Source organism: Stenotrophomonas sp. GD03654 (assembly GCF_029845105.1).
Lineage (GTDB): Bacteria > Pseudomonadota > Gammaproteobacteria > Xanthomonadales > Xanthomonadaceae > Stenotrophomonas > Stenotrophomonas africana.
Genome location: NZ_JAOCLC010000102.1, coordinates 1 through 11698 on the forward strand (window position 1 = coordinate 1; position 11698 = coordinate 11698).

12 protein-coding genes and 4 tRNA genes are annotated in these 11698 nt (G+C 66.1%); 12 read left to right on the forward strand and 4 right to left on the reverse strand.

Annotation, left to right across the window (positions count from 1 at the left end; all coding sequences use genetic code 11):
• Positions 1-2 precede the first annotated feature (2 nt).
• Positions 3-1382 carry a polynucleotide adenylyltransferase PcnB gene (gene pcnB / locus N5J73_RS22705; protein ID WP_049445323.1) on the reverse strand — a complete coding sequence of 460 codons (1380 nt, stop codon included), beginning with the start codon at positions 1380-1382 and terminating at the stop codon, positions 3-5.
• A gap of 52 nt (positions 1383-1434) precedes the next feature.
• Here pcnB and N5J73_RS22710 point away from each other — a divergent pair.
• Positions 1435-1509 (forward strand) — tRNA-Glu (locus N5J73_RS22710).
• 448 nt (positions 1510-1957) lie between these two features.
• Here the strand turns inward: N5J73_RS22710 and N5J73_RS22715 are convergent.
• Positions 1958-3382 (reverse strand): sugar porter family MFS transporter, encoded by a 1425-nt coding sequence (locus tag N5J73_RS22715; protein WP_049445304.1) that lies wholly within the window; start codon positions 3380-3382, stop codon positions 1958-1960.
• A 192-nt stretch (positions 3383-3574) separates the two neighbouring features.
• Between N5J73_RS22715 and fdxA the strand changes: the two genes are divergently transcribed.
• Complete coding sequence (gene fdxA, locus N5J73_RS22720; protein WP_004153066.1) at positions 3575-3898, forward strand: ferredoxin FdxA; 324 nt, start codon at positions 3575-3577, stop codon at positions 3896-3898.
• Positions 3899-4093: 195 nt separating this feature from the next.
• On the opposite strand, the gene N5J73_RS22725 is transcribed toward fdxA, so the two are convergent.
• Together N5J73_RS22725 and dapA are read right to left on the reverse strand one after the other, a co-directional pair.
• Positions 4094-4609, reverse strand: a complete 516-nt coding sequence (locus N5J73_RS22725; RefSeq protein WP_049410369.1) for a hypothetical protein — start codon at positions 4607-4609, stop codon at positions 4094-4096.
• Positions 4610-4641: 32 nt separating this feature from the next.
• Positions 4642-5535 (reverse strand): 4-hydroxy-tetrahydrodipicolinate synthase, encoded by an 894-nt coding sequence (gene dapA, locus N5J73_RS22730; RefSeq protein ID WP_049445307.1) that lies wholly within the window; start codon positions 5533-5535, stop codon positions 4642-4644.
• Positions 5536-5699: 164 nt separating this feature from the next.
• On the opposite strand from dapA, the gene N5J73_RS22735 reads away from it, so the two are divergent.
• The 10 genes from N5J73_RS22735 (at position 5700) to N5J73_RS22780 (ending at position 11597) form a co-directional block, all read left to right on the forward strand.
• Positions 5700-6260, forward strand: coding sequence for a glycine cleavage system protein R (locus N5J73_RS22735; protein WP_005409051.1), 561 nt, complete (start codon positions 5700-5702; stop codon positions 6258-6260).
• A gap of 79 nt (positions 6261-6339) precedes the next feature.
• Positions 6340-6819 (forward strand): peroxiredoxin, encoded by a 480-nt coding sequence (locus N5J73_RS22740; RefSeq protein WP_049445310.1) that lies wholly within the window; start codon positions 6340-6342, stop codon positions 6817-6819.
• Between the two features lie 84 nt (positions 6820-6903).
• The gene (locus tag N5J73_RS22745; RefSeq protein ID WP_010484287.1) at positions 6904-8304 is read left to right on the forward strand and encodes a PhoH family protein; all 1401 of its coding nucleotides are present in this window, start codon (positions 6904-6906) and stop codon (positions 8302-8304) included.
• Positions 8301-8807 (forward strand): hypothetical protein, encoded by a 507-nt coding sequence (locus N5J73_RS22750; RefSeq protein WP_049445311.1) that lies wholly within the window; start codon positions 8301-8303, stop codon positions 8805-8807. The genes N5J73_RS22745 and N5J73_RS22750 overlap by 4 nt, the downstream gene beginning before the upstream one ends.
• Before the next feature lie 12 nt (positions 8808-8819).
• Positions 8820-9488, forward strand: a complete 669-nt coding sequence (locus N5J73_RS22755; RefSeq protein WP_049445314.1) for a YoaK family protein — start codon at positions 8820-8822, stop codon at positions 9486-9488.
• A gap of 64 nt (positions 9489-9552) precedes the next feature.
• Positions 9553-10362, forward strand: coding sequence for a bifunctional hydroxymethylpyrimidine kinase/phosphomethylpyrimidine kinase (gene thiD / locus N5J73_RS22760; RefSeq protein ID WP_049445318.1), 810 nt, complete (start codon positions 9553-9555; stop codon positions 10360-10362).
• On the forward strand, positions 10359-11285 hold the full coding sequence (locus N5J73_RS22765; protein WP_049445321.1) for an alpha/beta fold hydrolase: 927 nt from the start codon (positions 10359-10361) through the stop codon (positions 11283-11285). The genes thiD and N5J73_RS22765 overlap by 4 nt, the downstream gene beginning before the upstream one ends.
• Positions 11276-11352: transfer RNA gene (locus N5J73_RS22770), tRNA-Arg, on the forward strand. The genes N5J73_RS22765 and N5J73_RS22770 overlap by 10 nt, the downstream gene beginning before the upstream one ends.
• A gap of 58 nt (positions 11353-11410) precedes the next feature.
• Positions 11411-11487, forward strand: a tRNA-Arg gene (locus N5J73_RS22775).
• 33 nt (positions 11488-11520) lie between these two features.
• Positions 11521-11597 (forward strand) — tRNA-Arg (locus N5J73_RS22780).
• Positions 11598-11698: the final 101 nt, after the last annotated feature.

Sequence of the window (11698 nt, forward strand, 5' to 3'; positions counted from 1 at the left end):
GTTTACTCGCCAGCCGCACCGGCCGAGGCGCCCGGACGACGGCGGCGACGGCGGCGCTTGCGCGGTGCCCCGCTCTCGTCATCACCCTCTTCGCTGTGCATCACGTCCAGCGACGATTCCAGCTCGCGGCCGGACTGCGCCTGTGCCTCGCGCCAGAACTCGACATCGGCGGCGTGCTCGGCCGAGGCCACCTGACGCAGGCTGAGGAAGTCGAATGCAGCACGGAAACGCGGATGGGTCAGGGTGCGGAATACGCGCTTGCGCTGGCGTGAGCCGAAACGCGACTGCAGCAGCCAGATCTCCTGCATCGGCATCGAGAAACGGCGCGGCAGCGCGATGGTGCTCAGCTGCTGCACGGTGACGCGGTCGGCGGCACGGCGCTGCGCTTCCTCCGGTGCCACGCCCTGCTTGAGCAGGGTCGCCTGCGCGCGGCAGAACGCCGGCCACAGCAGCAGCGCGAACAGGAACGCCGGCGAGACCGGCTCGTCGTTGGCCACGCGCGCATCGGTGTTGGCCAGACCCTCGACCAGCATGCGGCGCAGCGCGCCAGTGCGGTTGGACTTCAGCGCCTTGGCGCTTTCCGGGAACAGCACGTCGAGCAGGCCGTAGCGCTCCAGGCCTTCGAAGCTGGCCACGCCGTGCCCGGACAGGAACAGCTTCAGCACTTCCTCGAACAGGCGTGCCGGCGCCGCTTCGTTGAGCAGGCCGGCCAGGTGCGGGATCGGCGCGGCGGTGCCCTCTTCGATCTGGAAGCCGAGCTTGGCCGCCAGGCGCACCGCACGCAGCATGCGCACCGGGTCTTCCTGGTAGCGCTGCACCGGGTCGCCGATGAGCTTCATCAGGCGCGCCTGCACGTCTTCGAAGCCGCCGGTGTAGTCACGTACCGAGAAGTCCTCGATGGCGTAGTACAGGGCGTTGCAGGTGAAATCGCGGCGGATGGCGTCGTCTTCGATGGTGCCGTACACGTTGTCGCGCACGAGCATGCCGTTTTCCATCTCGCGGTCACCGCTGCCGTCATCGCTGTTGGCGCGGAAGGTGGCGACTTCGATGATCTCGCGGCCGAACACAACGTGGGCGAGGCGGAAGCGGCGGCCGATCAGGCGGCAGTTGCGGAACAGCTGCTTGACCTGTTCGGGCGTGGCGTCGGTAGCCACGTCGAAATCCTTGGGTTGGCCATTGACCAGCAGGTCGCGCACCGCGCCGCCGACAAGATAGGCGCCGAAGCCTGCATCGCGCAGGCGATAAAGCACGCGCAGGGCGTTCGGGCTGATGTCCTTGCGGGAGATCGTGTGCTGGTCGCGCGGGATGACGCGCAGGCTGAACGGTGATGTAGCAGAGGAAATGATGTTGGCGCTTCCGGTTGAAGTTTCGGGATTGCCCAATGGCATCGAGGTGCATATACTAGCGCTCCTGCCTCGGCAGCGACACAGTTACGCTCCCTTCGTCTAGTGGTTAGGACGTGGCCCTCTCAAGGCTAAAACAGGGGTTCGAGTCCCCTAGGGAGCGCCAGTCGCCGCAGCAGGAACCGAAAAAGCCCGCCTTGTGCGGGCTTTTCTGTTTTCCGGGATTGCAGTGATTGCGGTCGGGTTGGTCGCTTTGGCGCCTCCCTGCAATCGGCTCGAGCCGGTGGGGTCACCCAGGGCAGGACACGCCGTGAACCCATCCATGGGGGCTCGATGGCACCATCCTTGGCGCCAACGGTCCTGCCCTGGGTGACCCCACCGACTCTGGACGGTTTCCCGCCAGCTGCGGCAACAACCGACCAGCGCTTCGCCGCATCCGCACGCACCATGAAACTGTCAGGAGGGGGCAGGCCGCCCTCTCCAGGACCGTTGGCGCCATGGATGGCGCCATCGAGCACCATGGATGGGCTCTTGCGTGTCCTGGAGAGGGCGGCCTGCCCCCTCACACTCTGGACAAGCAGGCGCCAACGGAACGCAACCGAAGCCAGTCGCCGTCAGCCTTCCATCTGCTCCAGCTCCTTGCCTTTGGTCTCGCGCACGTAGCGGACCACGAAGAAGATCGAGAGCATGGCGGCAACCGTATAGATGCCATAGGCACCGGCCAGGCCGATGCCGGCCAGCAGCATCGGGAAGGTCACGGTGATCGCGAAATTCGATGTCCACTGCGCCGCGCCGGCAACGGCCAACGCCGGGCCGCGGATCTGGTTGGGGAACATCTCGCCCAGCATCACCCACATCACCGGGCCCCAGGACATGTTGAAGAACACCACGTAGACATTGGCCGCGACCAGCGCCAGTCGGCCCATACCGCCGGACAACTGCAGTCGGCCGTCGGCCAGGCTGCCACTGGCGAAGGCAACCACCATCAACACCAGCGCCACCGACATGCCGACCGAGCCGATCCACAGCAACGGCTTGCGCCCGATGCGGTCGATCAACAACACCGTCAGCAGGCAGGCGCCGATGCTCAGCGCGCCGGACAGCACGTTGATCAGCAGTGCGTCGCTTTCCGAGAAGCCCACCGCCTGCCACAGCACTGCGCCGTAGTAGAACACCACATTGATGCCGACCAGCTGCTGGAACATGGCCAGACCGATGCCCACCCACAGGATCGGACGCAGCCTGCCGGTGGCCTTGTTGCGCAGGTCGCCGAAGCGCGGCTTGTGCTGGTCCTGGGCCAGACTGGCTTCGATCTCGGCCTGCTTGGCCGCCGCTGAGGCCTCGCCGTACAGCCGCGACAGTACCGCCCTCGCCTGCTGCTGACGCCCCTTCAGGACCAGGAAGCGCGGGCTTTCCGGAATCACCAGCAACAACAGCAGGAACAGCCCCGACGGCAGTGCCTGCATCCAGAACATCCAGCGCCAGGCCTCATGGCCCAGCCATAGCGGCTCGGTCGACGCGCCGGCGGCACGGGCCAGCAGGTAATTGCTGAGGAAAGCTGCGAACAGGCCGCAGATGATCGCCATCTGCTGCACCGTGGCCAAGCGCCCGCGATAGCGCGCCGAGGCCACTTCGGCAATGTAGGCCGGCGACATCACGCTGGCCGCGCCCACCGCGAAACCGCCGAGCACGCGTGCGGCAATGAACAGCCAGGAGGCGTGAGCGGCACCGGCACCCAGCGCCGAGACCAGGAACATCAGCGCCGAGGCGATCAGCACGCCACGACGGCCCAGGCGATCTCCCAGCCAACCGGCCAGGAAGGCACCGATCGCGCAGCCCAGCAGCATCGAGGCGACTTCGAAACCGAGCGCCGCCTCGCTGGAGTTGAAGGCCTGGCGCAGGCCATCGACCGTGCCATTGATGACCCCACTGTCGAAGCCGAACAGGAATCCACCCAGGGTGGCCACGCAGCTGATCAGGACGATGAATGCAGTGTTCTCACCGCCATGGGAGGCGATGTCGGGTTGGGCTGGGGACATGGACGATCCTGCTGGGAAGGGGTCCGGCCATCCGACGCAGCCGGCTGACCCGCAGCGTCGCACAGGCCTCACCCCGCCGCCAATGACCGCCACGGTCGCGCCTGCCAGACGCCCGATTTCCGTCCCGCGCCGACACCGGGGGCCAACCTGTTCTAGAATTGGCGGGTTCAGGAATCGATCCACCCCCAGCCCATGCCCTTTGTCGTCACCGAAAACTGCATCAAGTGCAAACACACCGATTGCGTGGAAGTGTGCCCCGTGGATTGCTTCCACGAAGGCCCGAACTTCCTGGTGATCGACCCGGATGAGTGCATCGACTGCACCCTCTGCGAACCGGAGTGCCCGGTCAACGCGATCTTCCCGGAGGACGATGTTCCTGCCGGCCAGGAAAGCTTCGTCGCCCTCAACGCCGAGCTGGCGAAGGAGTGGCCGGTGCTGACCGTGCGCAAGGACCCACCCGCCGACGCCGGCGAATGGGACGGCAAGCCGGACAAGCTGAAGCTGCTGGAGCGCTGAGAAGCGCCCGCAGCGGTAACGAAAAGGGCGCCCACGGGCGCCCTTTTCTGTTTTCCGGTAAACGCCAACCGCAAGATCCGGTATGCCAACCTTGCGATCCGGTAGGTGCCAACCTTGGTTGGCACAGAAGCGCCGACCAAGATCGGCCTCTCCCCGGGTGGGTGCGGACCTGGGCCGCACCCACCCGACCGGCCCTTACTGGGCCAGCTTCGCCTTCAGCGCGGCGATCAGCTTCACCGGCGCTTCGGCGGTGGCCGGCAGGCCACGCGGATCGACCGCGGAGATGTAGGCGCCAGCATCGACGGCGACCACGCGGACCAGGAAGTTGCTGCCTTCGTAGGCCACGTCGTACGAGCCCAGCAGCTGCGCGCGGCTGGCGATGGTCACGCCTTCCACGCCTTCCAGCGCGGTACCAACCTTGGCGAAAGCTTCATCTTTGCCACCGGCGATGGTGAAACCGGTGTTGCCCACGGCCGGGGCCGCGGCCACCGGGGCTGCCGGCTTGGTCGCCGACGCCAGCGTCGGCACCTTGTTGTCACCGGTGGTGGTCGGCAGGTTCAGGTCCGGCGGCACTTCCAGCGGACGCATTTCCGGGGCCAGGGCGTAGTCGCCCTTGACGCCACGCTTGAAGCAGCCGGTGGTGCCGGCGGCAACGGCCACCGCAAGCAGGGCGTAGGACAGCACGCGGACAGTGGAAACGGATTGACGCATGTGAATCTCCTGGGTCAGACCAAGACGGAAGGTCAGTGGCTGGAAAGGGCTTCAAGGGCGGCGATGTCGCCGGCAAGATGGTCGGCGGCCGCGTGGTGCGGCGCCGACAGTGGCAGCAGCGGCAGGCGCAGGTCGTGGCCGATGCCGATACGGCGCAGCAGCGCCTTGACCGGGATCGGGTTCGGTTCAACGCCGCAGAATTCATGGAACGGCTGCAGGCGCGCATCCCAGGACTCGGTGGCCTCGTGATCGTGGGCGGCGGCCAGCTCGCACATGCGGCGGTAGGCACCTGGCAGCACGTTGGAACCGACCGAGATCAGGCCGTCGATACCAGCCCGGATCGAACGCGCGGCCGTACCGTCGTCGCCGCTGAGCACGGCGAACTGCGGGCTGCGCAGTGCGAGCAGCGCCTGCACCCGGCCAGTGTCGCCCACCGCCTCCTTGATGCCGACGATGTTGGGGTGGCTGGCCAGTTCGGCCACGGTGTCCGGCTGCATGTCGCACCCGGTACGGCCGGGCACGTTGTACAGCACGACCGGCAGCCCGCCCTGGTCGGCAACCGCGCGGTAGTGGGCGATCAGGCCGGCCTGGGTCGGCCGCACGTACGGCGGGGTGACCACCAGCGCGTGGCTGGCGCCAAGCGCGGCGGCACGGCGGGTCTGTTCGATGGTCTTGGCGGTGCCCGACAGGCCGGTACCGGCCATGACCGGGATGCGGCCGCCGATGCGCTCGACCGCGCTGGCCAGCAGCAGGTCGTACTCGGCATCGGTGAGGGTCGCTGCTTCACCGGTCGAGCCGGCTACGACAACGCCATGGACGCCACCTTCCAGTTGCAGATGCAGCAGGCGCTGCCAACCGTCGGGATCGAGGGCACCGTCGGCCCGGAACGGGGTCGCCAGCGCGGTGATGAGGCCGGAAAGGGACAAGGACGTGCTGCTCTTGGCTGGGAAGGGAAAACGCCCGCCACGAAAGGCCGGGGGCGACCTGAATGTTACTTGCGGCGCGAAAGCACGGGCAAGTATGCTGGACACCGGTGGATCCCCGCCTCAGGCGGGCATTCAGACTAACGCATGCATTACCCGGAATCGCCTTGACCGACACCACCCCGCGCCCCGCGCCGAGCGAAAACCACCTCCTGATCAACGCCTACACGACGCATCCGGAGTCCCCCCTGCTGTCCGTCACCCGCCGCATTGCCGACAGCGGCTGCAATCTGGTGGACGCACGCCTGGCCACGGTCGGCCGCGATGTGTCGGTCACCGCCCTGGCCACCGGCTCCTGGGACTCGGTGGCCAAGCTGGAAGCGATGCTGACCCGGCTGGAGCGCGAAGAGGGCCTGAAACTGGTCTGGTACCGCACCGCCGCCAAGCAGGCGCAGTCCAACCTGCTGCCGTACATCGTCGAAGTGATCGCCGCCGACAAGCCCGGCATCCTGTTCCAGCTGGCCGATTTCTTCGACCGCCAGGGCATCACCATCGAGAACCTGCAGAGCACGCGCTACCGCGCCATGCAGACCGGTGCGGAGATGTTCAGCGCGCAGGTCACCATCGGCGTGCCGGCCAACATGCACATCGCCGCGCTGCGCGACGATTTCCTTGAATTCTGCGACCACCTGAACCTGGACGCGATCATGGACCCGATGAAATTCTGATTCTTCGCGCGCCTCTCACGGGCGCGTGGCGTTTCATGCAATTGTCGTAGAAAGAACCCAGGCTCGACAGAAGGACCTCATGAACAACGGCGATACCCTGGACAGCACCACCCTCTCCCTGCCGCTGGCACTGTCCGGTGGCGAACAGGCCACTCTCGGCGACTACGCCGGCCACTGGCTGGTGCTGTACTTCTATCCCAAGGACAGCACCCCCGGCTGCACCACCGAAGGCATCGACTTCAACGCACTGCTGCCGAAGTTCAAGAAGGCAGGCGCGGTGGTACTCGGTGTCTCGCGCGACTCGGTGAAGTCGCACGACAACTTCTGTGCCAAGCAGGGCTTCAACTTCCCGCTGGTCAGCGATGGCGACGAAGCGCTGTGCAGCGCCTTCGACGTGATCAAGATGAAGAACATGTACGGCAAGCAGGTACGTGGCATCGAACGCAGCACCTTCCTGATTTCCCCCGACAGCCGCATCGTGCAGTCCTGGCGCAAGGTCAAGGTTGCCGGCCATGCCGATGCCGTTCTCGCCGAACTGAAGGCCTCCCAGTCCAAGTGAGTCCCACTGCCTACTGTGTCTGCCATCACCCTGCCCCGCAGCAGGCCGTGGTGGTTTTTCCCTGTCCGTAACCAGGAATCGACGATGACCCGAGGCAAGCGCATCTACGTGCTGGATACCAATGTGCTGATGCACGATCCCACCGCGCTGTTCAAATTCGAGGAGCACGACGTTTACCTGCCCATGCAGGTGATCGAGGAGCTGGACAACGGCAAGAAGGGCACCTCCGAGGCGAGCCGCAACGCCCGCCAGGTGAGCCGCTTCCTCAATGAGCTGGTGCAGGAATCCGGCCTGGACAACCTGGCCGACGGCATTCCGCTGCAGCGCCCCAATGGCCTGCAGCTGCGCGGCAAGCAGAGCGCCGGCAAGCTGCGCTTCCAGACCAGCCATTTCGACGCGGGCAAGAGCTTTGGCAAGGTCATTCCCGACAATGCCATCCTCGGCGCGATCCTGGCGCTGAAGGAAGAAACCCCGGACCTGCCGGTGGTGTTCGTTTCCAAGGACATCAACCTGCGGATCAAGGCGGCCATCGCCGGCATCGTGTCCGAGGACTACGAGAATGACCGCGCGCTGGACGATTTCAGCCTGCTCTACACCGGCGCCACCGAGCTGCCGGAAGACTTCTGGAAGCGCCACGGCGACGACCTGCGCAGCTGGAGCGACAAGGGCCGCACGCATTACGAAATCCTCGCGCAGGATGGCGAGGAGTGGTACCCGAACCAGTACGTCTACCTGCCGGGCGAAGACGAAGTCGAGCTACGCGTCAGCCGCGTGGTCGGCGACGGCAAGGTGGTGCTGTCGCTGGTCGATGATTTCCGCCACGGCAGCCACGCCGTGTGGGGCATCAGCGCCCGCAACCGCGAGCAGAACTTCGCGCTCAATGCACTGATGGACCCGGAGATCGACTTCGTCACGCTGCTGGGCACCGCCGGCACCGGCAAGACCCTGCTGGCGCTGGCTGCCGGCCTGGCGCAGACGATGGACCAGCAGCGCTACCGCGAGATCATCATGACCCGCGCCACGGTCAGCGTCGGCGAGGACATCGGCTTCCTGCCCGGCACCGAGGAAGAGAAGATGACGCCGTGGATGGGCGCGCTGACCGACAACCTGGAAGTGCTCACGCACAATCAGGAAGGCGGCACCTGGGGCCGCCAGGCCACCAACGACCTGCTGGCCAGCCGCATCAAGATCCGCTCGATGAACTTCATGCGCGGCCGCACCTTCCTGTCACGCTACCTGATCCTGGACGAGGCGCAGAACCTCACCCCCAAGCAGATGAAGACGCTGATCACCCGTGCCGGCCCCGGCACCAAGATCGTCTGCCTGGGCAACGTGGAGCAGATCGACACGCCCTACCTGACCGAGACCACCTCGGGCCTGACCTACGCGGTGGATCGCTTCAAGAACTGGCCGCACAGCGCGCACATCACCCTGCGCCGTGGCGAGCGCTCGCGCCTGGCCGATTACGCTTCGGAGGTGTTGTGAACCGCTGCACCCGCCTGCTGCTGCCCACGGCTGCGATCACCCTCGCAGCCGTGCTCGGCGCCTGCACCACCACGCGCGGCCCGGCCAGCGTGCCGACCGCCGAGCGTACCGGCCAGTCCTGGGTGGTCACCCGCCCGATCATCGCCGCGCAGGTGCTCGACACCTGCTCGCGCCCCAGTCCTGGCCGCGAGGCCGGGCGGGTCAGCGGCTACTGGGCACCCAGCCGGCAGCAGATCGACCAGCTGGAAGCGCAGCTGTCGTCGCTGGAATCACAGGTACCGAAGGTGCTGGACTTCGACCGCCAGTACGTCGGCATCGAAAGCGCCGGCAAGCGTCTGATCTACATCAACGCCTTCCATCTGCCCGACGACAGCGGCATCAACCCGGCACGGGAAGCGATCCGCGTCTGTGACGGCGGCACGCAGTTCTGGGGCGCGGTATTCGACCCGGCCAGCAACACCTTCAGCGAGCTGCAGTTCAACGGCGGCTTCGGCGGGCCCTGAGGGGCCCCGCCGATGGGAATACGCCTGCCCACCTGGGTCTGGATTGGCGCGGTCGCGCTCTCGTGCGTGGCCGGGATGGTCAACGTGGTCGGCTTCCTCGGTTTCGAGCACCAGGCGGTCAGCCACATGACCGGCAGCACCAGCCAGCTGGGCATGGCGCTGGCCCAGGGCGACTGGCGCGCAGTCGGCCATCTATGGGGACTGTTGATCGCGTTCTCGCTGGGCGCGATGCTCAGCGGCCTGCTGATCCAGGACAGCGCATTGCAGCTGGGCCGCCGCTACGGCGTCGCGCTGGCGCTGGAATCGGCACTGCTGCTGGTGGCCATTCCGCTGTTCGAACAGCATCAGATCTGGGGCGCACTGGCCGCCGCCATGGCCTGCGGCCTGCAGAACGCGATGGCCACCACCTTCAGTGGCGCGGTGGTGCGCACCACCCACCTCAGCGGCATGTTCACCGACCTCGGCATCGGCCTGGGCCACCTGCTGCGTGGACTGCCGCTGCAGGTTCGACGGCTGACCCTCAGCGGCCTGATCATCAGCGGCTTCCTCGCCGGCGGCATCATCGGCGCCTGGTTGTTCATGCGCTGGCAGTACGACGCCCTGCTCGCCCCGGCCCTGCTGACCGGCCTGACCGGGCTGGGTTATGTGCTGTACCAGCAGTGGGCGCGTTGGCGGCATTGAATCAAGGACATCCACGCATGGCGTGGATCTACCTTCCCCTCCGGGACCACGGCACAATCAACTGATGAGCCCGACCACTCCCGTTTCCGCCCTCACCATCGCCGGCTCCGACTCCGGCGGTGGCGCCGGCATCCAGGCCGACCTGAAGGCCTTCGCCGCGCACCGTGTGCATGGCCTCTCGGCGATTGCTGCACTGACCGCGCAGAACACCCGCGGCGTCATCGCCGTGCACGTGCCCCCCATCGAGTTCCTCCGCGCGCAGCTGGATGCCTGCTTCGACGACTTCGACATCCATGCGGTGAAACTCGGCATGCTGGCCAACGCCGAAGTGATCCATGCCGTCGCCGATGCACTGGAAAAGCATCGCCCGCCGCACGTGGTACTGGACCCGGTGATGGTCGCCACCAGTGGGGCACGCCTGCTGGAAAACAGTGCATTGCAGGCCATGCGTGAGCGCCTGATCCCGCTGGCCACGCTGATCACTCCCAATACGCCGGAAGCGGAACTGCTGGTCGGCCGGAAGATCAGCAACGGTGAAGACGCAGAACAGGCCGCCTCCGCCCTGCTCGACCTGGGGGCCGGTGCGGTGCTGCTGAAAGGTGGCCACCTGCATGAAGGCAACCGCGTGATCGACCGCTACTTCGACGGCGTGAGCAGCGAAGAGTTCATCCATGCCCGCCTGCCGCTGGACGCACATGGCACCGGCTGCACGCTGGCCTCCGCCATCGCCGCGCAGTTGTGCAACGGCTTGAGCCTGGCCAATGCCTGCGAAGCCGGTATCGACTACGTTGCACGCGGCCTGCAGCAGGGCTATGCCCCCGGCCGCAGCGAGGTGCTGGTGCTGGATCACTTCGGCGCGGCACCACACGCATGAGCCTCACACCCGACATCCTTGCCGTGCAGTGCGCTGATGGCCATCGCTACGAAGTGATCGCCTGCGTGCCTGCACAGCCCATCGTGCGCCTGCTGTGGTTGCCTGCGCTGGGCGTGGCCGCACGTCACTACCTGCCACTGGCGTTGGCGCTGGCGGCGAAGGGCGTGGCGGTCTACCTGCATGAGTGGCGAGGCAATGGCAGCAGTTCGCTGCGTCCGTCACGCACGCAGGATTGGGGCTATCGCGAGGTACTCGAACAGGATCTGCCGAGCAGCCAGGCGGTACTGGCCGCAGCGGACGACGACGCCGGTGCCCTGCCCTGGGTCATCGGTGGACACAGCCTCGGTGGGCAGCTGGCCTGTGTGCACGCCGGCCGCAACCCGCACGACTTCAACCGGCTGTGGCTGGCCGCCAGTGGCTCACCGTTCTGGCGCGGGTTCCCGCCACTGCGTGGCTGGCTGCTGCCATTGGTCTACCGCTTCCTGCCGTGGATCGCGCAGCGCCAGGGCGTGCTGCATGGCCGTCGCCTCGGCTTTGGTGGCACCGAAGCGCGTGGACTGATTGCCGACTGGGCACGCGTGGGCCTGAACAACCACTACGCCGCGGCCGGCATGGATGAAGACCTCGACGCGCAGATGGCACGCGTGCATGGCAGCGCACAGGCGGTGCTGATGGAGCACGACTGGTTGGCACCCACCGGATCGATGCAGACGCTGCTGGCGAAGCTGCCGAATGTGGACGCGCAGCTGCGCGTGCTGTCCGCGCAGGAACTGGGCACCCGCGCCGATCATTTCGCGTGGCTGAAGGCCCCTGATGCCGTGGCTGACAGCTTTTTCATTCAGTTGGATGAAAATTTTCACAAAACTGTTGACGGTACGCGCCGACATCCGCATAATTCCGCTCCTGTCGCAGGGCGCCCGTAGCTCAGTTGGATAGAGTACCTGGCTACGAACCAGGCGGTCGGGAGTTCGAATCTCTCCGGGCGCACCACTCGACAGGTTTCCAGCATCCGCCGCTGGAAATGCAGTAAAATTTCATTGTGTACCGCGCGCCCGTAGCTCAGTTGGATAGAGTACCTGGCTACGAACCAGGCGGTCGGGAGTTCGAATCTCTCCGGGCGCACCATACACAGTCAGCACAAACAAGTTTATGTAATTGGCGCCCGTAGCTCAGTTGGATAGAGTACCTGGCTACGAACCAGGCGGTCGGGAGTTCGAATCTCTCCGGGCGCACCATTACACCGAAACAGCAGGCCTTGGCCTGCTGTTTTTTTATGTGTGTTTTTTGGCAGGGTTGCACCCTGCACCTGCAGAAGCCACAGCCGGAGCAACAGCAA